The organism is Alcaligenes sp. WGS1538 (assembly GCF_043187505.1).
Lineage (GTDB): Bacteria > Pseudomonadota > Gammaproteobacteria > Burkholderiales > Burkholderiaceae_B > Alcaligenes.
In genome coordinates, this window is record NZ_CP171109.1 from 1 (window position 1) to 22,696 (window position 22,696).

The window sequence follows — 22,696 nt, forward strand, 5'->3', positions numbered from 1 at the left end:
ATGAATGAATTCTGGCAGTCCTGCGTCCAGAAACTGGAACAGGAGCTTCCCCCCCAACAGATAAGCGCGTGGATACGTCCACTGGTCCCGCTCGACTTCGACGACGAAGCCGGGGTGCTGCGTGTTTCTGCTCCCAACCGTTTCAAGCTGGACTGGGTCCGCAAGAATTTCGCCACCCGCATCGAAGAGCTGGCCTCGGACTTCTACGAACGTCCCGTCACGGTGCAGTTCGAGCTGCCTTCGGCCAGCGCGGCGCCTCGTCGCGCCCTGGCCGACCGCGCCGCGCCCGCGGCCGAGCCCGGCGAATCGGGCACGGCGCCCGCGCCTGCGCCCGCCTCCGCCAATCCGGCCCTGGCGGCGGCCGCCGAAGCGGTGCAGGACCGCTCCCGGCTGAACGCCGACCTGACCTTCGACAACTTCGTCACCGGCAAGGCCAACCAGCTGGCGCGGGCCGCCGCGCTGCAGGTCGCGGAAAACCCGGGCGTGTCCTACAACCCGCTGTTTCTGTATGGCGGCGTGGGCCTGGGCAAGACCCACCTGATCCACGCCATCGGCAATGCGCTGGTGGCCAACGGCAATGGCGTGCGGGTGCGCTACGTGCATGCGGACCAGTACGTGTCCGACGTGGTCAAGGCCTACCAGCGCAAGGCCTTTGACGAATTCAAGCGCTACTACCATTCGCTGGACCTGCTGCTGATCGACGATATCCAGTTCTTCGCCGGCAAGAATCGCACCCAGGAAGAATTCTTCTACGCCTTCGAGGCCATGGTGGCGCAGCGCAAGCAGATCATCATCACCTCGGACACGTATCCGAAGGAGCTGGCCAACATCGACAGCCGCCTGATCTCGCGCTTTGACTCCGGCCTGACGGTGGCCATCGAGCCGCCGGAGCTGGAGATGCGCGTGGCCATCCTGCTGCGCAAGGCCCAGACCGAAGGCATCGCCATGCCCGAGGAAGTCGCCTTCTTCATCGCCAAGCACCTGCGCAGCAACGTGCGCGAGCTGGAAGGGGCGTTGCGCAAGGTATCGGCCTACGCGCGCTTCCACGGCCGCGAAGTGCTGACGGTCGAGGTGTGCAAGGACGCCCTGAAGGACCTGCTGTCGGTCTCCAACGGGCAAATCACGGTGGAGAACATCCAGAAGACCGTGGCCGACTTCTACAAGATCAAGGTCGCCGACATGTACTCCAAGCGTCGCCCGGCCAATATCGCCATGCCGCGCCAGGTGGCCATGTACCTGGCCAAGGAGCTCACCCAGAAGAGCCTGCCGGAAATCGGCGATCTCTTCGGCGGACGGGACCACACCACGGTGCTGCACGCCGTGCGCAAGATATCCGACGCGCGCACCAAGCAAGCCGAACTGAATCACGCATTACACGTACTGGAACAAACTCTCAAAGGATGACCATGCAACTCGTTCAAGCGACCCGTGACGCATTGCTCAAGCCCTTGTCCACTGTCGTCGGCATTGTGGAACGCCGTCACACACTGCCCATCCTGGCCAACATCCTGTTGCGCAAGAATGGCCCGGACGTCTCCTTCCTGGCGACGGACCTGGAAGTGCAGATCACCACCAGCGCCGACTTCGGCGTGGGCGGGGACACGGCGGCCACGACGGTGGCGGCGCGCAAGCTGCTGGACATCCTCAAGGCGCTGCCCGACTTCGGCGAGGTCAAGCTGGGCCTGGACAGCGGCAAGCTGACCATCCAGTCCGGCAAGAGCCGCTTCCAGCTGCAGACGCTTGAAGCCGCGGACTTCCCCACCCTGAACCAGCCCGAGCAGTGGGACGTGTCCCTGAGCCTGCCGCAGCGCACGCTCAAGCACCTGTTCAACACGGTGCACTTCGCCATGGCCCAGCAGGACATCCGCTACTACCTGAACGGCATGCTGTTCGTGTTCGAGCCCGGCTTCGTGCGCACCGTCACCACCGACGGCCACCGCCTGGCCCACAACGCCACCGCCATCGACGGCATCCAGGCCCGCCACGACGTCATCGTGCCGCGCAAGACCGTGCTGGAGATGCAGCGCCTGCTGGCCGAAACAGACGATCCCGTGCAGATCGACGTGGCCAGCGGCCAGATCCGTTTCCGCTTCGGCGACGTGGAGCTGATCTCCAAGCTGGTCGAGGGCAAGTTCCCCGACTTCGCGCGGGTCATCCCCTCCAACTACACCCGTCATTTCGATGTCAGCCGCGAGGCCCTGCAGGGCAGCCTGCAGCGCGCCGCCATCCTGACCACCGACAAGCTGCGCGGCGTGCGCCTGCAGCTGTCCCAGAACCAGCTCAAGATCTCGGCGTCCAACGCCGAGCAGGAAGAGGCGGTCGAAGAGCTGGACATCGATTACGAACACGAAAGCCTGGATGTGGGCTTCAACGTGAGCTACCTGCTGGACGTGCTGGCCAACATCAAGGACGAGACCGTCCGCTGGTCGGTGCAGCCGGATGCCAACGCGTCGGTGCTCATGACGCTGCCCGAAGAAGAAGCCTTCAAATACGTGGTCATGCCGATGCGCATCTGATGCGTTCGTTCCCACAGGCGCGGCCCGCCGGGCTGCGCCGGCTTGAAGCAGACAGGCAACTACAAGGTTTTACGCTATGACCGAACAAACCACGACCACCCAGCAAGCCGATTACGGCGCCGATTCCATCAAGATGCTCAAGGGCCTGGAAGCCGTGCGCAAGCGCCCGGGCATGTACATCGGCGATACGTCCGACGGCACCGGCCTGCATCACATGGTGTTCGAGGTGGTGGACAACGCGATCGACGAGGCCCTGGCGGGCCATTGCGACGACATCGTGGTCACCATTCACACGGACAACAGCATTTCGGTATGCGACAACGGCCGGGGCATCCCGACCGACATCCACAAGGATGACGAGCACCAGCGCAGCGCCGCCGAGATCGTCATGACCGAGCTGCACGCCGGCGGCAAGTTCGACCAGAACTCCTACAAGGTGTCCGGCGGCCTGCACGGCGTGGGCGTATCCTGCGTGAACGCCCTGTCCGAATGGCTGCGTCTGACCATCTGGCGCAACGGCAAGGTGCACGAGCTGGAATTCCGCCGCGGCGAGCGCACCGCCCCGCTGGCGGTCACCGGCGAAGCGGGAGCGCGCACGGGCACCTGCGTGCGCTATCTGGCCGACCAGGAAATCTTCACCCAGATCGAGTACCACCACGAGATCCTGGCCAAGCGCCTGCGCGAACTGTCCTTCCTGAACAACGGCGTCAAGATCCGCCTGGTCGACGAGATCCAGGGCAAGGAAGAAGACTTCGCCTTCCTGGGCGGGGTCAAGGGCTTCGTGGAGTACATCAACCGCAACAAGACGGCGCTGCATCCGAACGTCTTCAACGTCACCACCGAATCGAACGCCGGCGGCGTGCCCGTGACCGTGGAAGTGGCCATGCAGTGGAACGACAGCTACGCGGAAACCGTGCTGTGCTTCACCAACAACATCCCGCAGCGCGACGGCGGCACGCACCTGACCGGCCTGCGCGCGGCCATGACGCGGGTGATCAACAAGTACATCGCGGACAATGAACTGGCCAAGAAGGCCAAGGTGGATACGTCGGGCGACGATATGCGCGAAGGCCTGGTCTGCGTGCTCTCGGTCAAGGTGCCCGAGCCCAAGTTCAGCAGCCAGACCAAGGACAAGCTGGTCTCCTCCGAGGTGCGCCCCGCCGTGGAAGAGGCCGTGGCCCGCACCCTGGAGACCTGGCTGCTCGAGAATCCGAACGACGCCAAGGCGCTGTGCGGCAAGATCATCGAAGCGGCCCGGGCCCGCGAGGCCGCCCGCAAGGCCCGCGAGATGACCCGCCGCAAGAGCGTGCTGGAAGGCGCCGGCCTGCCCGGCAAGCTGGCCGACTGCCAGGAAAAGGATCCTTCCCTGTGCGAACTCTACATCGTGGAGGGCGACTCGGCCGGCGGTTCGGCCAAGCAGGGGCGCGACCGCAAGTTCCAGGCCATCCTGCCGCTGCGCGGCAAGGTGCTGAACGTGGAGAAGGCGCGCTTCGACCGCCTGATCTCCAGCGAGCAGATCACCACCCTGATCACCGCGCTGGGCACCAGCATCGGTCCGGACTTCGACATCGAGAAGCTGCGCTACCACCGCATCATCATCATGACCGACGCGGACGTGGACGGCGCGCACATCCGCACCCTGCTGCTGACGCTGCTGTACCGCCAGATGCCCGAGCTGATCGAGCGCGGCTACGTCTACATCGCCCAGCCGCCGCTGTACAAGGTCAAGGTCGGCCGCGAGGAAATGTACCTGAAGGACGACGCCGAGGAAGCCGAATTCATGCTGAAGCTGGCGCTGCGCGATGCCGTGCTGACGCCGGCCGCGGGCGCCGAGCCCATCACCGGCGAGCCCCTGTCCGAGTACGCGCACCGCTACGTCAAGGCCAAGAGCGTGATCGAGCGCCTGTCGCGCCACATGGACGGCGACGCCCTCTCGGCCCTGGCCGAAGGCGTCAAGCTGAACCTGGAAGGCCAGGAGCAGGCCGAGCAAAGCGCCCGGGACCTGCAGCAGGCCCTGTTCGACGAGGCGGCTCCGCATGCGATCAAGGTCTTCGCGGCCTACGACGAGGCCAGCGACGCCTGGCGCGTCATCGTGCAGCGCCTGCATCACGGCAATATCCGCGTCACGGTCTTTGACCGCAACTTCGTGCGCGGCGCCGACCACCAGACCTTGGCGCGCGCCGGCGAGATCTTCGCCGGCCTGATCGGCGAGGGCGCCGTCATCGTGCGCGGCGAAGGCGACAAGCGCCGCGAAGCCCGCGTGGACGACTTCCGCGAGGTCATGCAGTGGCTGCTGTCCGAGGCCGAGCGCGGCCTGAGCAAGCAGCGCTACAAAGGCCTGGGCGAAATGAATCCCGAGCAGCTCTGGGAAACCACCATGGACCCCGCCGTGCGCCGTCTGCTGCGCGTGCAGATCGCCGACGCCATGCACGCCGACGAAGTCTTCACGACGCTGATGGGCGACAACGTCGAACCGCGCCGCGCCTTCATCGAAACCCATGCCTTGCAGGTGGGGAATCTGGATATCTGAGCGCTTCGGCTGCATGAAAAAGAAAACCGGCTTGTTGCACGACAAGCCGGTTTTTTTATTCCCGCGGAGGGCGGTTAGGTCGACGTTCCGCTAGGGCCTTATGCCTGTTAGGCATAAGCTTATGAAATAACATCCGTACAAATAAACCGACAGCCATGTCGGTGTTTTCCCTTATTGAAGCTGCAACCTGCTGGGAGAAGACGGTAATAAGGTCATTATCAATCCATATTTCCATGGACAAGCGTTACCTCCTTATTATATTGTTCGTATCAAACAACAATATGTCCGGTCAATTAATAGGAGCAGGTCCATGAAGAAAGGGATTCGGGGTGTACTGGCGGCGGCAGGCATGCTGGCGGCGTTGGCCGCCCAGGCGCAGACGCTCAAGCTGGGCGTGGTGGGAGGCATGACGGGACCGGGCGCGCCCTGGGGCCTGGCGATCGACGGCGGCGTGAAGATCGCCGTGGACGAGATCAACCAGGCCGGCGGCCTGCCGGTCGGGGACAAGAAGTACAAGGTGGAGGTGGTCACCTACGACGACCACTACAAGGCTGCCGACGCGGTCACGGCCACCAATCGCCTGATCGACCAGGACGAGGTGAAATACATCATCGGCCCCATCGGTTCGGCCTCGGTCATGGCCATGAAGCCCATCACCGAGCGCAACCAGGTCATCATGCTGTCCAACAGCTATTCCACCGAGGTGCTGGACGCCAACACGAAGTACATGTTCCGCGTCCTGCCCACGCAATATGAATACAACCGCCAGCTGATCGGCTGGCTGAAACAGGAACGCCCCGAGCTCAAGCGCCTGGCCATCCTGTCCCCCAACGACGCCACGGGCTGGAGCACGCAGAAGATCCAGAAGCAGGCCTATGAGGACGCGGGCTATGACGTGGCCGAAACCAAATTCTTCGAGCGTTCGCAGAACGATTTCCGCACCCTGCTGACCGGCATCCTGGCCAAGAACGTGGACTTCATCGAGCTGGACACCGTGCCGCCCGGCCCGGCCGGCATCGTGATCCGCCAGGCCCGCGAGATGGGCTTCAAGGGCCAGTTCACCAAGTTCGGCGGCAACAACGTGGCCGAGACGGTGAAGTCCGCCGGCGCGGACAATGCGCAAGGCACCCTGGTGTACCTGTCCGCCGACCCGTCCAGCGAACCCTACCAGAAGCTGTCGCAAGCCTACGCCATGGTGCACAGCAACAGCATGGATGACTTCGTCTTCTACTTCTACGACGCCACCCGCCTGCTGTTCAAGGCCATCACCGAAGCCGGCACGGTGGACGACACCGACGCCGTGCGCGCCCGCATCGAAGCCAATCCCAGCTTCGACGGCGTCCAGGGCGCCATCGTGTGGGGCGGCAAGGATGTCTACGGCGTAAACCACCAGATCGCCACGCCCGCCTACCTGGGCGTGATCGAGGACGGCAAGGCCAAGGTCATCAACAAGTTCGAGGCCCGCTAGTCGCCGCTCCTGTCTTTTGTTCCCGCGCTCCCCGCCGTCACGGCGGGGAGCGGCTTACCACGGTTCGCAATCATGCAGATCGCAATGCAGATCGCCATCATCGCCTTGATGTCCACTTTCGTGTACGCCCTGGTCGCCCTGGGCTTCACGCTGGTGTTCGGCATCTTGCGGGTGGTCAACTTCGCCCATGGCGAGTTTTACATGCTGGGCGCCTACGCCATGTATGTGTTCTACGGCCAGTTCTCCTGGCCCTACCTGCCCTCCATCGCGGCGGCGGCCGTGCTGGTGGGCGTGCTGGGCCTGCTGGCCGAGCGCGGCTTTTTCCGGCGCTTCGCCGGCGACGAGATGGGCGGCATGATCATGTCCCTGGCCCTGGCCATCACCTTGCAGGCGGGCATCTCGTTGCTGTTTTCCGTGGACGAGCAGTCGGTGCGCCGGCCGGTGGAAGGCGCCTGGCAGGTCGGCCAGGCCTTCTTTGCCAAGGATCAGCTGCTGATCGTGGGCATCAGCGTGCTCGCCCTGGCGGGTTTCTATTTCCTGATCGAACGCACGCGCCTGGGCATGACGATACGAGCCGTCGCCCAGGACAGGGAAGTGGCCCGGCTGCAGGGCGTCAGCTCCTGGAAGATCATGGCATTCACTTTTGCGCTCAGCTGCGGCCTGGCGGGACTGTCCGGCGCGCTGATGGCGCCGGTCTACACCGTGCATCCGTACATGGGCGAGGCCGTGGTGGTGAAGGCCTTCATCATCGTGGTGCTGGGCGGGCTGGGCAGCTTGCCGGGCGCGGTCGTGGCCGCCTTCATCCTGAGCGTGACCGAGGCGGTGGCCTCCACCTTCTACAACGCGACCGTGGCCACCATGCTGTCCTTCCTGATCGTGATGGCCGTGCTGCTGGTCAAGCCCAGCGGCCTGATGGGGAAGTCGACATGAGCCTGAACAATGCGGTTTCTCTTTATCCTCGCGACGGCGCGCTGCGCTGGCTCTGGCATGCCATCCTGGTCGTGGCGCTGCTGGGCTGGCCGGCGTGGGCGGGGCAGCCGCGCTTCGCCCTGCACCTGGCCATCATGGTGGCGCTGTACGCCTGCCTGGCCATGAGCATGAACCTGGTGCTGCGCATCGGCCAGCTGTCCCTGGCCCACGGCGCGCTGTTCGGCCTGGGCGCCTACGCCTCGGCCATCCTCAGCCGCGACTATGGCTGGTCCTTCCCCTGGGCCTTTCTGGGCGCGGGCGTGCTGACGGCGGCCCTGGCCGCCCTGACCGGCCCCATCTTCATGCGCATCAAGGGCGTGCATTTCGCCCTGCTGACCTTCGCCCTGGGCGAGGCCGTGGTGCTGTGCTTCATCGAGTTCCACGAGCTGTTCGGCGGCAACAACGGTTTCGGCCAGATCCCGCCGCTGCAGGCCAGCCTGCCCATCCCCGAGGGACGCTACGGCGTCTATCTGGTGGCGGTCGGCTTCGCCCTGCTGGTGTATTTCGTGTTGCGCGCCTTGTACCGGCGCGAATGGGGCATGATCGCCGATTCCCTGCACCAGAACGAGCAGCTGGTGCGCTCGGGCGGCCTGAACGTGCTGCGTTTCCGCGTCAGCGTCTTCGTGCTCAGCGCCTTGATCGCCGGCTGGACAGGCAGCCTGTACGCCCATTACCAGGGCTATATCTCGCCGGATTCCTTCGGCTTCTGGACGGCGGTCAACGCCGTCATCATGAATGTGCTGGGCGGCGTGGGCGCGCTGGCCGGGGCCGTGGTCGGCGCCGCCATCCTGATCCCCCTGCCGGAGCTGCTGCGCGACCTGCAGCAGTACCAGCGACTGATCTACGGCCTGACGCTGATCCTGCTGCTGCTGTTCATGCCCCAGGGCCTGGCCGGCCTGTGGCGCAAGCGGCGCGCGGCGCGCAAGGAGGCGGCATGAGCGTGCAATTGAATGTCCGGGGCCTGAGCCGGCACTTCGGCGGGATACGGGCGGTGGACGAGGTGTCCTTCAGCACCGCGCCCGGCCAGATCACCGGCGTGATCGGTCCCAACGGCGCGGGCAAGACGACGCTGTTCAACTTGATCGCCGGCACCACCCGGCCCAGCGCGGGCGCGGTCACCCTGGACGGCGTCGCCATCACGGGGCGGCCCGCCGCCTGCCTGGCTCGCCAGGGCCTGGTGCGCACCTTCCAGATGACCCATGTGTTCGCGGGCCACACGGTGTACGAGAACCTGTACCGCGCGGCCCTGTTCCGCCAGTTCCCCTCGCCCTGGTCGCTGTTCAATCCCTGGGGCGTGCGGCGCGGCAGGCGGGAAGCGGCCCGCCAGGCCGACCAGGCGCTGGCCCTGATCGGACTGGAGTCCGTCGCGCATGCGCAGGCCGATTCGCTGGCCTACGGCCTGCAGAAGATCCTGGGCGTGGGCATGGCGCTCACCGCCATGCCGCGCCTGCTGCTGATGGACGAGCCGGCCGCCGGCCTGAATCCGGTGGAGACGGTGGCCATGGCCGACCTGATCGAGCGCATCCACGCCAGCGGCATCGATGTGGTGGTGGTCGAGCACGACATGGGGCTGGTGATGCGCCTGTGCCAGAAGCTGGTGGTGCTGGTCAACGGCCGCCTGCTGGCCGAAGGCCCCACCGCCCAGGTGCGGCAGGACCCGCGCGTGATTGAAGCCTATCTGGGAGCCGATCTTGACGATGCTTGAAATTGACGGCCTGAGCGTCTTCTACGGCGCGGTGCAGGCCCTGGATTCGGTCAGCTTCTCGGTGGAGCAGGCCAGCGTGTGCGCGGTGATCGGCGCCAACGGGGCCGGCAAGTCCACCTTGATGAAAGCCATCAGCGGGCTGGCGCCCGCGGCCGCGGGGCAGATCCGCCTGCAGGGCCGGCCCATCCAGGCCTTGAGCGCCGAGCGCCGCGTGGCCCTGGGCATCGCCCTGTCTCCGGAGGGGCGCCGGCTGTTTCCCGAGCTGAGCGTGCGCGAGAACCTGCTGATGGGCGCCTATCTGCGGCGCGACCGCGCCGGCATCGCCCGGGACCTGGAGCGCATCTATGCCTATTTTCCGCGCCTGCTGGAGCGTGAGCGCAGCCAGGGCCGCCACCTGTCGGGCGGCGAGCAGCAGATGTGCGCCATCGGGCGCGCGCTGATGTCCCGGCCCAGCCTGTTGCTGCTGGACGAACCGTCCCTGGGCCTGGCGCCGGCGGTCACGCTGGAGGTGGCGCGCGCCATCCGCCAGATCAGCCAGGACGGCGCCACCATTGTTCTGGTGGAGCAGAACGCCCGGCTGGCCCTGAAGCTGTCCAGCCGCGCCGTGGTCCTGGAGACCGGGCGCCTGACCCTGGCGGGCGACAGCCGGGACATCATGAACAACCCACAGATCGCGGCGGCCTACCTGGGCCGCGCTGGAGAGCCACAGCATCATGCCTAACATCTATCAGGTCGCCATGTTCAACGCCGAGCGCTACCCCGGCAAGGTGGCGGTCTCGGACGAGCGGCAGGCCCTGTCCTTCGCCCAGTTCTGCACCCGCGCCCGCGCCCTGTCGGGCCATCTGGCGGGCCTGGGCGTGCGGCCGGGGGATCGCGTGGCCATCATGACGCCCAACTCCATCGACTACCTGGCCCTGCTGCACGCCACGGCGGTGGGCGGATTCGCCCTGGTGCCGGTCAATACGCGCTACGGCGCGGCCGAGCTGCGCTACCTGCTGGACGACGCCCAGCCCGTCGTATGCATCATGGATCCGGCCTATCGGCCATTGCGCGAGCAGATCGAACGCGAAGGCGGCCTGGCCGCGCCCGTGCAGTGGCTGGAGCAGTTCCCCGAGAGCCTGCCCGATCACCGTGCGGATGATCCGGTGCAGCAGCGCTTCGGCCGCGTGCAGGACGAGGACGTAGCCATCATCATGTACACCTCGGGCACCACCTCGGCGCCCAAGGGCGCCATGCTGACGCACGGCAATCTGTCGGCCAACGCGGTGAACTACATCATGGAGCTGGGCATCGATGCGAACAGCCGCTCGCTGCTGGCCACGCCCCTGTTCCACATCGGCGGCTTCGGCGTGGTCAACGGCCCCATCCTTTACGCGGGCGGCAGCCTGCACGTGGTGCCGCGCTTCGAGGCCGACGCCGTCATGGACGCGCTGCGCCTGTACCAGCCCACCCATGTGTTCCTCCTGTCGGCCATGTGGGTCGGCCTGACGGACCATCCGGAGTTCCGCGACCTGTCCCTGCCCTGCGCCCAATTCGTGCAGACGGCGGCCGCGCCGCTGGGTCAGTGGCGTCAGGATCTGATCCGCTCCGTGTTCCCCAAGGCGCAGTTCAGCTGGGGTTTCGGCATGACCGAGAGCTGCGTGACGACCATCAAGAACCGCTACACCCAGGAGATCCTGGAGCACCCCGGCTCCATCGGCTACTTGTGGCGGCACGTGCAGTATCGCCTGGTCGATGAACAGGGCCGGGTGCTGGCCGACCAGCGCGGTCCGGGCGAGATGCAGGTGCGCGGCCCCACCGTCTTCAAGGGTTACTGGCGCCAGCCCGAGCTGACGGCGCAGGTGCTCGATGCCGAAGGCTGGCTGCACACGGGCGACCTGATCCGCGTGGATGACGACGGCTTCGCCTACTTCATGGGCCGCAGCAAGGACATGATCAAGACCGGCGGGGAGAACGTGGCCGCCCTGGAGGTGGAGAACTGCCTGGCCAGCCATACCGATGTGCGCGAGGCGGCGGCCTTCGGCCTGCCGCACGAATACTGGGGCGAGGAACTGGTGGCCGCCGTCGTGCCGGCCAATGGACGCGAGCCGGACGTGGAAGTGCTGCGCGAGTTCTGCCGGCAGAAGCTGTCGGGCTTCAAGGTGCCCAAGCGCATCTTCATCGTGGATTCCCTGCCCCAGTCCTCTTCCGGCAAAGTGCAGAAGTTCCTTCTTCGACAAAGGTATTTGTGATGCAGATCCCTCTTTCCCTGTTTGACCCCGGAGTGCTGGCCGCCTGGGCGCGGCGGGCCGGCGCGGATGAGTTCGTGCGCCAGCACAGCGTGCTGGCCGACCTGTGCCTGGCCCTGCGCAATACGCAGACCGGCGAGCAGGCCTGGCTGGCGGTGCGCGAGCAGGACGTGCAGGCCGGCGTGGGCGAGCGCGCGGCGCCCTTCTGGCTGGAAGGCGACAGTGCGGCCTTCGCCGATCTGGCGCGGGGCTTTCCCTTCAACCGCCTGGTGCGCCAGCACCGGCTGGTGGTGGGCGGCGATCTGCGCGCCTGCGTGCAGAACTGGATGTTGTTGTATGCCTTGACCCGGTTGACGGGCGAGCTGGAGAGCTGACCATGCCTTATGTGACGACCGCGGACGGCATCCGCGCCTATTACGATCTGGCCGGCTCGGGCCCCGCCCTGGTCATGGTGCACGGCGCCAGCCAGGACAGCCTGTCATGGCAGTATGTGATCGACTTGTTCGCGCCGCATTACACCGTCCACGCGCTGGACTTGCCCGGCCACGGCAAGAGCGGCATGCCCGCGGGCGGGCCGCATTCGGCCACTTTGCAGAACGCGCGCTACCTGCTGCAGTTCCTGGAGGCGGCCGGCATCCAGGATCCGGTGCTGATGGGCCACTCCATGGGCGGGGGCGTGGTCGCCCAGGCCGCCGTCCTGGCGCCGGAGCGCGTGCGCGGGCTGGTCCTGGTGGACGGCGCCTCGGTCAATGTGGTGACGTCCTCGGGCTACAACCCGCGCATCCTGGAGATGGCGCGCATCAATCCAGGCGACTGGTTCGAGGTGACTTTCCGCACCCTGATGGGCTCGCGGTCCGATCCGCAGCGCGCGCTGGAGGTGGTGACCGACGCCCGGCGCTGCATTCCGGCGGTGGCCTTCGCCGACATCCGCGCCTTCGGGGGGTTCCGCATGGAGCAGATCCTGGGGGAGATACGCTGCCCGGTCATCATCGTGGAAGGCGAGGAGGACTGGTCCGTGCCGCCGGAGTCGGCGCGCCAGGTGGAGCGCGCGCTGCGGGAGGGCAAAGTTCCGGTGGAATATATAGAATGGCCGGGCATCGGACATTTTCCCCAAAGCGAATGCCCCGATCTGTTCACACGCGACACCCTGGCCGCCCTGCGCCGCCTGTCCCTTTAAGCTGAAGCACACTCCGTATGGCAAACAACGAATCCCAGTCCTGCGCCAAGCCGACCCTGTACCAGAGCATGAGCGATCGCCTGCTGGAACTGATCCGTTCGGGCCACTATCCGGTCGGCTCCAAGCTGCCGACCGAGATGGAACTGTGCGAGATGTACGGGGTGGGCCGGCACACGGCGCGCGAAGCCATACGCAAGCTGACCGACCTGGGCCTGATCGAGCGGCGCCGGCGCGCGGGGACCACCGTGATACGCCAGCACCCCAAGCCGCAGTTCGGCCTGGAGCTGGACACCACGGACCAGCTGCAGCGCTACCTGGAATTCACCGACCTGCACGTGCACAGGAAGGCGGCCTGTCTGGACAAGCAGCCGCCGGAGACGGCGCTGGACGGCGACCCCGCGGACTGGGTCAAGGTGGAGACCTACCGCAGCGTGCCGGGCAGCAAGCGCGGCATCTCCTGGACGGACATCTACCTGCGCAAGGAATACCAGGTCGTGGCCGACCTGATCTCCACCCAGCCCGGCGGCGTCTATCCCCTGCTGGAGGAGCACTGCGGCGAAGTGGTCGAGACCATAGAGATGGAGATCTCGGCCTCGCGTTTCCCGCCGCACATCGCGCGCTTCCTGGGCTACGAGGAGTCCGACCCGGCCCTGCTCATCATCCGCACGTTCCGCAATCCGGCCGGCAAGGTGATGGAAGTGGCCGTCAGCTTCTATCCGCCCTATGAATTCCGCTACGTCACGCGCCTGTCGCGCGGCGACGGCAGCCATCGCTCGCAGAGCTGATTTTTCCGAACCTTTGGGGAGACAACCATGAAACGCAAATATGGCCGCAGCGTGACGGTCAAGGTGACGGGCGACCATGCGCTGGTGCGCTTCGATCGCGGCGTGAACCGCAACGCCATCGACCAGGACACGCTGCTGGCCCTGACCCAGGTGGCGCTGGACCTGGCGCAGTCCCTGTCCATCCACACCGTGGTGCTGACCGGCGCCCGGGATATCTTCTCGGCGGGCATAGACCTGAAGGACCCGCAGAAGTGGAACGATGAGCAGGCCGGCCTGCTGGAGCGCCGCGACGTCGCCCAGCGCGGCGCCCGTCTGTGCCGGCTCTGGGAGGAATTGCCGCAGCTGACCATCGCCGCCATCGAAGGCGCGGCCGTGGGCGGCTCCGTGGCCCTGGCCCTGGCCTGCGATTGGCGGGTGGCTTCGCGCGAAGCCTTTCTGTACCTGCCGGAAGCCAAGGTGGGATTGAACATGGGCTGGGGCGCGATACCGCGCATGGTCAATCTGCTCGGGGCGCCGCGGGCCAAGCGCGCCATCCTGCTGGCCGAGCGCCTGGGCGCGCCGCAGGCGCTGGACTGGGGCCTGCTGGACGAGGTCTGCGAGCCCGGCCAGGCCGTGGCCGCCGCCCAGTCGCTGGCGCAGCGCGCCTCCCAGTCGCCGGCGGCCATCGTGCGCATGACCAAGGAGTCGGTCAACCAGGTGGCCCATGCCCTGAATCGCCTGGGCATCTACATGGACGCGGACCAGGCCCTGGTGTGCCGCGACAGCGCGGAGGGCGCGCAGGCGCGCGCCGGTTTCCTGGGCCGCGCCTGATACGCCTAGGCTGTCTGGCGCTCGCGCGCCAGGCGGCCGGCGTCCTGCGGATACAGCTCCAGTCCGGCCGTGGCCACCAGGTCCCAGAAGCCGGCCGGCGAGCTGGACACCACGGTCACGCCCAACTGCTCTTCCACGATGCGCACGGCCTCCAGCGAGACCAGGCCGCCGCAGGACAGCAGCAGCCCCTGAGCCTTGCCCTGGGCCAGCCTCCAGGTCGTCAGGCACAGGTCCACCAGCTCCTGCGTGCTGATCCGCGCCATGGCGCTGACTTCGGTCACGCCCAGGCCGTAGGCGCAGACGGCTTCGATGCCATTCTCGCCCAGGAAGCGCACCAGCCGCTGGTTGACGTCCTCGATGTAGGACGAGGCCACGGCCACGCGCGTTATGCCGCTGGCGCGCAGCCCGCGCAGGATGGCGTGGCTCATGGTGGTGCAGGGCAGGCTCGTGGCCTCGCGCAGGTGCTCCGCCAGCCGTTCATTGAATTCCGAGCCGCGATAGAAGCTCAGCGAGGTGCCCATCAGCGAGATGGCCTGCGCGCCCCGTCCGGCCAGCTTGCGGGCGGCGTCCACAACCTGGCCTATGACCTGGTCGTAGCCCTGCTTGTCCACGGAGGCCAGGGCCAGGCCCTGGGCGATGAAATCCACTTCCGGGTACATCTGCGGGCCTTCGGGCGGCACCAGGCCGGCGGCCGGGGGCACGATCAGGCCCAGCAGGGGGCGGGCGGAAGGCGTATTGCTTGTGCTCATGAGTCAGTCACCAGGGTTCATTGTTTGAAGGTCAGCTTGGCATCTTTGATGACGCCGGCCCAGCGGGCGGTCTCATCGCCCAGCCATTGCCGGGTGGCCTGCGGATCCTGATAGGCGGCGACCGAGCCCTGCGCCAGGAAGGCGTCCTGCACCGCTTTCTGCCCCATGCTCTTCTGCAGGGCCGCGCTCAGGGTCTGGATGAAGGCGGGATCCACGTCCTTGGGCGCCAGCAGGAAGAGCGAGGGCGTCACGCTGTAGCCGGGAATGGTCTCGGAGACGGCCGGCAGATCGGGCATGCCGGGAAAGCGCCGCTCGGACAGGGTGGCCAGCAGGCGGATGCGGCCGGAATTGGCCAGGCCGATGGAGGAGGCCAGGCTGGCGAAGGACATGGCCACTTCCCCGGCCGCCAGGGCCTGGCTGGCGGGCGCGCCGCCGCGGTAGGGCACGTGCACCAGCTCGGTCTGGGTCTTCAGGGCGAAGAGTTCCCCGCCCAGGTGGTGCAGCGAGCCCACGCCCACCGAAGCGAAGGTCTCGGTCTGCGGCGGCGCCTTGCGTATGGACTCGACCAGCTCGGCCACCGTCTTGATCGGACTGTTGCTGGGCACGGCCAGCGCCAGGTCGGACTGGCCCACCATGCCGGCGGTGACGAAGTCGCGTTGCAGGTCGTAGCGCAGCGCCGGGTAGATGTAGGGCGCCACCAGCAGCGACGTGTCGGCGAACAGCACGGTATTGCCGTCGGGCTGGGACTTGGCCACGTAGTCGGCCGCGATGGTGCCGCCCGCGCCGGATTTGTTCTCGACGATCACGGTGCGGTTCAGCTCCTGGCCCAGGGCCTGGGCGGTCACCCGCGCCAGGGTGTCCACTCCGCCGCCGGGGGCGAAGCCCACGACCAGGCGCAGGGGTTCGGCCGCATGCAGGGCCAGGGGGGCGATGGACAGGGCGAGCGCGGCCAGCACCCGCCGCGTGAAACGGCGTGTCGTCATGAAAAGTCTCCTGATTATGGATATTGTGGGGTGTTCTAGTGCCGCATGAAGATGGCGGACAAGGGGTTGAGATGGGCGTTCAGCCAGCTGTAGCGTTCGCGCTTGTCGAACTCCCATTTTTCGGGATGGGCCTGGGCGACGCGACGCAGGGACTCGGCGCCGGAGAGCACATGGCCCGCGGCCGCCTGCATGGCGTTGTGGCCGTCGCGCGCGGCCAGGGCCTGGGTCAGCGCCTGATGCTCGTGCCAGGATTGCTCCATGCGGTTCTCCTGGTCCAGGTGACGGTGCCGGTAGGGATTGGTCAGGCGGCGCAGGTGCTCGATCTGCTGCACCATGAAGCTGTTGCCGGCGATGCCGTGCACCAGGGCGTGGAACTCGGCGTTGTAGGCGGCGTATTCGGGCAGGTCCTGCTTGTGCAGGGCGGCGGCGCCGCGTTTTTGCAGGCGTCCCAGTTCGCGGATCTGGGCGTTGCTGATGCGGTGCGCCGCAAGCTGGGTGCAGGCGCCTTCCAGCAGGGCCAGGGTCTCCAGCATTTCCTCCAGCTCGGCGATCGTGTGCTGGGTCACGAAGATGCCGGCGCGCGGGGCGATACGCACCTGGCCGGTGGCCGCCAGTTGCAGCAGGGCCTCGCGCACGGGAGTGCGCGAGACGCGAAAGAAGGTGCACAGCAGGGCTTCGTCGATGGCGCTGCCCGGCGGCAGGTCGCCGCTGGCGATGCGGTGTTCCAGTTCGACCCGGACTCGATCGGTGTTGCTCAGTGCCATGCTGTCTCCTGCGGCGCGTCTTGTTTTCAAGTATGAAAATATTTTAGGTAGGGGTTTTTGATATATCAATTGACGCTTCCCTGGAGCGGTTGTCCGGCCTGCGGCCGCGCCCTGCAGGCCGGGGCGGATTTCGCGCATAATGCACTTTTTGCTTCTGCCGCGGGTCCGCGCCCGGCGCTAGCCCTCTTTTGCCGAGACACCATGAACGACGAACGTAAGCCCCTGGATGCGCTGGCGGTCAGCGCCATGCTGATTCTGTGCCTGATCTGGAGCCTGCAGCAGATCGTGCTCAAGGGTACGGGCGGCGACATGGCGCCGGTGCTGCAGATCGGCCTGCGTTCCGGGGCGGCGGCCGTGCTGGTGGCCTTGCTGGTGCTGGCGCGCACGCGCCGCCTGGCTTTTTCGCCCGGCGCCTGGAAGCCGGGCCTGCTGGCCGGCCTGCTGTTCGCCACCGAATACCTGCTGGTGGGCGAAAGCCTGCGCTTCACCTCCGCCGCTCATGTGGTGGTGTTCCTGTACACCGCGCCCGTCTTCGCGGCCCTGGGCCTGCATCTGTTGCTGCCGTCCGAGCGCCTGGCCTGGGGGCAGTGGCTGGGCATAGGCCTGGCGGCGGCGGGCATCGCCGTGACCTTCCTGCGGCCCGGGGAGCTGGCCGGCGCCGACCTGGGCCGCATGCTGCTGGGGGACCTGATGGCATTGGGCGCAGGGGCGCTTTGGGGACTGACCACGGTGGTGATACGCGGTTCGCGCCTGTCCGGCATCCCGCCTTCCGAGGCCCTGCTCTACCAGTTGCTGAGCGCCTTCGTGCTGCTGCTGGCCGCGGCCTTCCTGACGGGGCAGGATCAGGTGCACTGGACCGGCGCGCTGGCGGCCAGCCTGCTGTTCCAGTCCGTCGTGGTCGCCTTCCTGAGCTTTCTGGTCTGGTTCTGGCTGCTGCGGCATTACCAGGCCTCGCGCCTGGGCGTGTTCTCCTTTGCCACGCCCTTGTTCGGCGTGCTGCTGGGGGCCTGGCTGCTGAACGAAACCATAGAGCCGCGCTTCGTCATGGGCGCGGCCCTGGTGCTGGCCGGCATCACCCTGGTCAGCACCTACAGCTGGCTGAAGCCATGGCTGGACCGGCGGGGCTGAAGGCCGGCTCCGTATAATGTCCAGGCGGCGCCGGCCGCGTTTTCGGATGGACGCTTCATGACTTTCGCTTCACAGAACCCGCCTGTTCCGGTCACGTTGCTGACCGGGTTCCTGGGCAGCGGCAAGACCACCCTGCTCAACCGCTGCCTGCGCGAAGCGCAGATGGCCGATACGCTGGTCATCATCAACGAGTTCGGCCAGACGGCGCTGGACCATATGCTGGTGGCGCACAGCCAGGAGAACATCATCCAGGAGATGGGCAGCGGCTGCCTGTGCTGCACGATACGGCGCGACCTGGTGCAGACGCTGCGCGACATCACCTGGCGCTTCTCGCGCCAGGGCCGGCGCCAGTTCAGCCGCGTGCTGATCGAGACCACCGGCCTGGCGGATCCGGCCCCCATCATTCATACGCTGTTGAGCGAGCCGCAACTGGCGGGCAGGTACAGCCTGGACGGCCTGGTGACGGTGGTGGATCTGGAGCATGGCCTGGCCGCGCTGGAACAGCATGCGGAGGCGCGCCGGCAGGTCGCGGTGGCGGACCTGTTGCTGCTCAGCAAGCGCGACCTGGCGGGGCCGGCCCGGGAGCGGGCCGTGCGCGAGCGCCTGCGCGAGCTCAATCCCCTTGCCCAGCGTCATGTGCTGTCCGCGCACGAGTCCGTGGCGCCCTGGCTGCTGGGCCTGGGCGGGCAAGCGGGACAATGGCGCGCCTGGCGCGAGCAGGCTTTCATGATCGAGGATCATGATGACGACCACGACCACGACCACGACCACGACCACGACCACGGGCCGGATGTGAACCGGCATGGCGAGGCCATACGCTCGCTCAGCGTGGTGCTGCCCGGCGAGCTGCCGGCGGCCCGGCTGCAGGATTGGCTGGCTTCATTTTGCGAATGGGCGGGCGAGCGCCTGTTGCGCTTGAAAGGCGTGCTGGCCCTGCGGGGGCGCGGACAACCGCAGGTCGTGCACGCCGTGCAGCATCGGGCCTATCCCTTGCAGGAGCTGCCGCAATGGCCCTGGCCGGGACGCGAAGGCCGGCTGGTGCTGATCACCCGGGATCTGGACCCGGAAGCGGTCTGGGCCCGGCTGCGCGAACTGGATGAGGCCGTGCGTCCTGCTTGAAGAAGGGCTTTTCAGGCTATGCAGACGGCGGCGTAGCGCTGGTCTTCGTGTGACTCGTGTTTCGCCCCGGTTTGCCGGACGAAGGAGGAGTTGTCGGAGCCTGTGCTTTCGGGGGAGCCCAGCGACAAAAAAAGGGACGCCGCAGCGTCCCTTTCAGGGCCTGTCGGCAGGATTTATTGGGGCTCCACGCCCACTTTCTTGAACAAAGCGCTCCACTGCGGCACCTGCTGCTCCACCTTGGCCTGCAGGGCGGCCGGATTGGCGTCCTGCTCCAGCACGGTGGCGCCCAGCGTGGCCATGCGTTTCTTGAAGTCGGCGTCGGCCAGGCCGGCCTGCAGGGCCTTGACCAGCGTGTCCACCACCGGCTGCGGCGTACCCTTGGGCGCCCACATGCCATGCCAGATGCCCACTTCGAAATCCTTGAAGCCCGATTCCTGCATGGTGGGCACGTTCGGCAGCGTGGGCACGCGCTGCTTGCTGGTGACCGCATAGACCTTGACCTTGCCGGACTGGATCTGCTGTGTGGTGTTGGTGGTCTGGTCGCACATGATGTCGACCTGCTTGCCCATCAGGTCGGCGATGGCCGGCGCCGTGCCTTTGTAGGGCACGGTCAGCAGGTCCACGCCCAGGGCCTCGGTCAGCATGGTGCCGCACAGGTGGCTGGCGGCGCCGATGCCGGCGTTGGCCAGGGACACCTTGTCATGGTTGTCCTTCAGGTACTGGACCAGTTCCTGGATGGTGTTGGGCGGGAAGTCCTCGCGGGCGATGATGGTCATGGGCACATCGACCACCAGGCCGATGGGCGCCATGCCGTTTATGGCGTCGTAGCCGGGTTTCTTGTACAGCGAAGGAGCGGTCGAGAAGCCGATGTGCATCAGCAGGATGTTGTAGCCGTCGGGCTTGGCGCGGGCCACCTGGGCCGTGCCGATGGAGCCTCCCGCCCCGCCCTTGTTCTCGATCACGATGGGCTGGCCCAGGACCGGGCGCATGGCTTCGCCCAGGGCGCGGGCCACGTTGTCGGTGGGGCCGCCGGCGGCGAAAGGCACGACCATGTTGATGGAATGGTCGGGGTAGTCGGCCGCATGCGCGGCGCCCAGGCTTGCCAGGGCCGCGGTCAGGCCCAATGCCAGCTTCTTGACTGCAACAGTCATGGTGTCTCCTTGGTAAGGATTGCTTTTTTTATGACGGCGCTCGAGGGTGATGCTCCCCAGGCGCCGGGTGTTGCCAAGCTGTATCGCGTGAAGGCTATTCTACTCAGCTTCGGCCATTTTCCTGTTCAGGTCTAACCCTAGGACAAGCCCCAAATGGCGTAGGGGAATACACTCAGGCGGGAGCTCGCCGGGGCCGGCGGGGGGGCCGGCCCGGGGAGGTCAGGACCGGGCCGGCGCGGCGATGGCGGGCGTCAGCCGCACCACGGTGGCGACGGCGATGGTCGCGACGATCATCATGCCGCAGAAGATCATCAGGCCCTGGTCCAGGCCCAGGTGGTCGGCCAGCCAGCCCAGGCCCAGGATGGGCAGGATGGCGCCCAGGTAGGCGATCACCAGGTAGGTGGAGGTCATGCCGGCGCGCTGGTGTGGCGGCGAGACTTTGTTGACCACCGACATGCCGCCCACCATGCACAGGCCGTGCCCGAAGGAAGTGACCAGCACGCACAGCACGAACAGCAGCGAGGAGGCCGCCCACAGGTTGGTCAGCAGGGCCAGGTTGGCCAGGGAAAAGGCGGACAGGCCGACCAGCACGCTGCGCTTGGCGGGCCAGCGGCGCACCATCAGCTGAAAGCCCGAGGACAGGAACAGGATGATGCCGATGGACAGGCCGCTGGTGGCCGGGCCGTGCCAGGGCACCATCTGCGCCATGAAGCTGGGCGCCAGCGAGGCGAACAGGCTGAACATGGCGAAGGCGCAGCAGGCCGACAGGCAGCCCAGCAGGAAGGGACGCTTGAGGGGACCGGCCGGCATCATGATGCGCGGCAGCCAGGCGCGCCAGCCGCCCTTGTCCTTGCGCTGCGGCAGGCTGCTGGGCGGCGGCGTGATCTGGAACAGGGCGTAGATGGCCAGCACGCCCAGCAGGATGGAGGGCAGGTAGCTGGAGAACAGCGGCGTGGGCGCCCATTGCGCGATCAGCCCGCCCACGACCGGACCCAGGCCGAAGCCGAAGGCCAGCATCAGCGAGGTCGTGGCGGCGGCCCGCTGCATGTCTCCGCCCCGGTTAAGCTGGGTCAGGCCGATGGAGGCCGAGGTGACGATCATGCTGGAGGCCAGGCCGATCAGTATGCGGCTGACCAGGAAGCTGTAGACGTCCCAGGCGAAGGCGGACAGGGCCACGCCGCTGGTGACCAGCACCAGGCCGGTGCGCAGCACGGGCATGAAGCCCTTGCGGTCGCTCAGCCGGCCCAGGAACAGCAGGCCCAGCAGGGCGGCGGCCATGTAGGCCACGTAGAGCTGGGTGATGTGGCTGGCGCTCAGGTTCCAGCGCGCCTGGTACAGGGGATAGAGCGGGCTGGCGAGCGCCGTGCCCATGACGCCCACGCACATGGCCAGGCAGACCCACAGGTAGGGCTGCCAGCGTCGGGAGCGGTCTCGCTGCCGGGGTTCGGGCGTGGTGATGCTGCGCAGCTCCACGTTCTGGGGCGCGTCCGTGACCTGTTGTTCAATCATGTTGCGGTGCAGCTCGCGCGCGGCGGCGCTGTCGTGAAAGGCGTCGCAGCTTTCCTGGCTGAGCCAGCCTTCGTAGATGACCCAGCGTTCGGGCGACTGCTGCTCGCGCAGCACGTCGAAGCAGATGCAGGCTTGCTGCGCGCGGGCCTGGTGGGCGAGCTGGCGCAGGCGTTCGGCCAGGGCCTGCTGGTCCCGGCAATGCAGATGGTAGGTGACTTTGCGGAAATACGTGTCGCCCATGAGGCGGATTCCTTGACGGCGGGGTTGAAGCAGACCATCAAGGATACTCCCTCGTCCGTGCGCCCACACGCAAAAAGCGCCGTGCTATGCGCTGCGGCGCAGGTCCTGGCGCACATTGGCCACACGCAGGATCTCGGCCTCGTGGTTGGGGTCGCGCCAGGTGTCGCGGCAGGCCATGTCGTGCCACTGCTGCATGGCCGGCAGGGCCAGGAGCCGCTGCGCATAGGCCTGGGATGTTTCGTCCAGTTCCAGGCCGTAGGTCTGGATGCGAAAGGCCACCGGGGCGTAGAAGGCGTCCACCGCGCTGAAATGCGGCCCGGCCAGGAACGGCCCGCCGAAGCGCTCCAGCCCTTCCTGCCAGATGGCCTGCAGACGCTCCAGGTCGCCCTGCAGGCGGGTGTCGGGCTGGTGGTGCTGGGCGCGCACCGCGGCGCCGAAGGGACACAGGGTGCGCAGGACCGTGAAGCCTGAATGCATCTCGGCGCTGGCGCAGCGCGCCCAGGCGCGGGCGCGCGGCTGGATGGGCCAGATGCCGGGGTGGCGTTCGGCCAGGTACTCCGTGATGGCCAGGCTGTCCCAGATGATCTCGCCATCGTGGTGCAGGACCGGCACCATTCCTGCCGGGGCGGCCTTGTGGAAAGCCAGGCTGCTGAACGGCGGACCGAAATTGAACCACTGCGTCTCGAAGCCGATGCCCTGCTGGGTCATCAGGAGCCAGGGGCGCAGCGACCAGGACGAATAATGGGGATTGGCCAGGACGAGGGTGTAGCCAGTAGCTGCGTTCATGGGGTTTCCGGTGGTGGTGGTAGGAATTATTGCACTTTAGTGGGCTTTGTCCCGCTTGGGTAGTGCCAGGCGGCGGCCG

General features: G+C 66.9%; 21 protein-coding genes and 1 pseudogene. 15 read left to right on the forward strand and 7 right to left on the reverse strand.

What is annotated here, in order from left to right:
• The 13 genes from dnaA (at position 1) to ACF3ND_RS00065 (ending at position 14,188) form a co-directional block, all read left to right on the forward strand.
• Positions 1 to 1,404, forward strand: a complete 1,404-nt coding sequence (gene dnaA / locus ACF3ND_RS00005; RefSeq protein WP_394063025.1) for a chromosomal replication initiator protein DnaA — start codon at positions 1 to 3, stop codon at positions 1,402 to 1,404.
• A gap of 2 nt (positions 1,405 to 1,406) precedes the next feature.
• The gene (gene dnaN / locus ACF3ND_RS00010) at positions 1,407 to 2,516 is read left to right on the forward strand and encodes a DNA polymerase III subunit beta (protein WP_394063027.1); all 1,110 of its coding nucleotides are present in this window, start codon (positions 1,407 to 1,409) and stop codon (positions 2,514 to 2,516) included.
• Between the two features lie 76 nt (positions 2,517 to 2,592).
• Entirely contained in the window at positions 2,593 to 5,046 is a 2,454-nt protein-coding gene (gene gyrB, locus ACF3ND_RS00015; protein ID WP_394063029.1) for a DNA topoisomerase (ATP-hydrolyzing) subunit B, read from the forward strand.
• Between the two features lie 310 nt (positions 5,047 to 5,356).
• Complete coding sequence (locus ACF3ND_RS00020) at positions 5,357 to 6,514, forward strand: ABC transporter substrate-binding protein (protein ID WP_394063031.1); 1,158 nt, start codon at positions 5,357 to 5,359, stop codon at positions 6,512 to 6,514.
• A gap of 72 nt (positions 6,515 to 6,586) precedes the next feature.
• Positions 6,587 to 7,444, forward strand: a complete 858-nt coding sequence (locus ACF3ND_RS00025; RefSeq protein ID WP_394063033.1) for a branched-chain amino acid ABC transporter permease — start codon at positions 6,587 to 6,589, stop codon at positions 7,442 to 7,444.
• Positions 7,441 to 8,421 (forward strand): branched-chain amino acid ABC transporter permease, encoded by a 981-nt coding sequence (locus ACF3ND_RS00030; RefSeq protein WP_394063035.1) that lies wholly within the window; start codon positions 7,441 to 7,443, stop codon positions 8,419 to 8,421. The genes ACF3ND_RS00025 and ACF3ND_RS00030 overlap by 4 nt, the downstream gene beginning before the upstream one ends.
• On the forward strand, positions 8,418 to 9,188 hold the full coding sequence (locus ACF3ND_RS00035; protein ID WP_394063037.1) for an ABC transporter ATP-binding protein: 771 nt from the start codon (positions 8,418 to 8,420) through the stop codon (positions 9,186 to 9,188). Before ACF3ND_RS00030 ends, ACF3ND_RS00035 begins: the two co-directional genes overlap by 4 nt.
• Positions 9,181 to 9,909 (forward strand): ABC transporter ATP-binding protein, encoded by a 729-nt coding sequence (locus ACF3ND_RS00040; RefSeq protein WP_394065868.1) that lies wholly within the window; start codon positions 9,181 to 9,183, stop codon positions 9,907 to 9,909. Before ACF3ND_RS00035 ends, ACF3ND_RS00040 begins: the two co-directional genes overlap by 8 nt.
• A complete protein-coding gene (locus ACF3ND_RS00045) occupies positions 9,902 to 11,419 on the forward strand; it encodes a class I adenylate-forming enzyme family protein (protein ID WP_394063039.1) in 1,518 nt (505 codons plus the stop codon). The genes ACF3ND_RS00040 and ACF3ND_RS00045 overlap by 8 nt, the downstream gene beginning before the upstream one ends.
• Complete coding sequence (locus tag ACF3ND_RS00050) at positions 11,419 to 11,790, forward strand: hypothetical protein (RefSeq protein ID WP_394063041.1); 372 nt, start codon at positions 11,419 to 11,421, stop codon at positions 11,788 to 11,790. The genes ACF3ND_RS00045 and ACF3ND_RS00050 overlap by 1 nt, the downstream gene beginning before the upstream one ends.
• Before the next feature lie 2 nt (positions 11,791 to 11,792).
• Positions 11,793 to 12,593 carry an alpha/beta fold hydrolase gene (locus tag ACF3ND_RS00055; RefSeq protein WP_394063043.1) on the forward strand — a complete coding sequence of 267 codons (801 nt, stop codon included), beginning with the start codon at positions 11,793 to 11,795 and terminating at the stop codon, positions 12,591 to 12,593.
• 17 nt (positions 12,594 to 12,610) lie between these two features.
• Complete coding sequence (locus tag ACF3ND_RS00060) at positions 12,611 to 13,378, forward strand: GntR family transcriptional regulator (RefSeq protein ID WP_394063045.1); 768 nt, start codon at positions 12,611 to 12,613, stop codon at positions 13,376 to 13,378.
• A 27-nt stretch (positions 13,379 to 13,405) separates the two neighbouring features.
• A complete protein-coding gene (locus tag ACF3ND_RS00065; protein WP_394063047.1) occupies positions 13,406 to 14,188 on the forward strand; it encodes an enoyl-CoA hydratase/isomerase family protein in 783 nt (260 codons plus the stop codon).
• Between the two features lie 5 nt (positions 14,189 to 14,193).
• Here the strand turns inward: ACF3ND_RS00065 and ACF3ND_RS00070 are convergent, their stop codons facing one another.
• From ACF3ND_RS00070 to ACF3ND_RS00080, 3 genes are read right to left on the reverse strand one after another with little or no spacing between them, the layout of a single operon-like run.
• The gene (locus tag ACF3ND_RS00070; protein ID WP_394063049.1) at positions 14,194 to 14,937 is read right to left on the reverse strand and encodes an aspartate/glutamate racemase family protein; all 744 of its coding nucleotides are present in this window, start codon (positions 14,935 to 14,937) and stop codon (positions 14,194 to 14,196) included.
• Between the two features lie 17 nt (positions 14,938 to 14,954).
• A complete protein-coding gene (locus ACF3ND_RS00075; RefSeq protein ID WP_394063051.1) occupies positions 14,955 to 15,920 on the reverse strand; it encodes a Bug family tripartite tricarboxylate transporter substrate binding protein in 966 nt (321 codons plus the stop codon).
• Between the two features lie 35 nt (positions 15,921 to 15,955).
• Complete coding sequence (locus tag ACF3ND_RS00080; protein WP_394063053.1) at positions 15,956 to 16,684, reverse strand: GntR family transcriptional regulator; 729 nt, start codon at positions 16,682 to 16,684, stop codon at positions 15,956 to 15,958.
• Between the two features lie 201 nt (positions 16,685 to 16,885).
• Here ACF3ND_RS00080 and ACF3ND_RS00085 point away from each other — a divergent pair, with 201 nt between their 5' ends.
• Both ACF3ND_RS00085 and ACF3ND_RS00090 read left to right on the forward strand, forming a co-directional pair.
• Positions 16,886 to 17,812 (forward strand): DMT family transporter, encoded by a 927-nt coding sequence (locus tag ACF3ND_RS00085; RefSeq protein WP_394063055.1) that lies wholly within the window; start codon positions 16,886 to 16,888, stop codon positions 17,810 to 17,812.
• Positions 17,813 to 17,869: 57 nt separating this feature from the next.
• Positions 17,870 to 18,931 (forward strand): CobW family GTP-binding protein, encoded by a 1,062-nt coding sequence (locus ACF3ND_RS00090; protein ID WP_394063057.1) that lies wholly within the window; start codon positions 17,870 to 17,872, stop codon positions 18,929 to 18,931.
• Between the two features lie 173 nt (positions 18,932 to 19,104).
• On the opposite strand, the gene ACF3ND_RS00095 is transcribed toward ACF3ND_RS00090, so the two are convergent.
• From ACF3ND_RS00095 to ACF3ND_RS00110, 4 genes and pseudogenes are all read right to left on the reverse strand, one after another.
• Positions 19,105 to 20,082 carry a tripartite tricarboxylate transporter substrate-binding protein gene (locus ACF3ND_RS00095; RefSeq protein ID WP_394063059.1) on the reverse strand — a complete coding sequence of 326 codons (978 nt, stop codon included), beginning with the start codon at positions 20,080 to 20,082 and terminating at the stop codon, positions 19,105 to 19,107.
• Positions 20,083 to 20,301: 219 nt separating this feature from the next.
• On the reverse strand, positions 20,302 to 21,468 hold the full coding sequence (locus ACF3ND_RS00100) for an MFS transporter (protein ID WP_394065869.1): 1,167 nt from the start codon (positions 21,466 to 21,468) through the stop codon (positions 20,302 to 20,304).
• 138 nt (positions 21,469 to 21,606) lie between these two features.
• Positions 21,607 to 21,831: pseudogene (locus ACF3ND_RS00105) on the reverse strand (putative quinol monooxygenase); the annotation flags it as partial.
• Positions 21,832 to 21,915: 84 nt separating this feature from the next.
• Entirely contained in the window at positions 21,916 to 22,617 is a 702-nt protein-coding gene (locus tag ACF3ND_RS00110; RefSeq protein WP_394063061.1) for a glutathione S-transferase, read from the reverse strand.
• Positions 22,618 to 22,696: the final 79 nt, after the last annotated feature.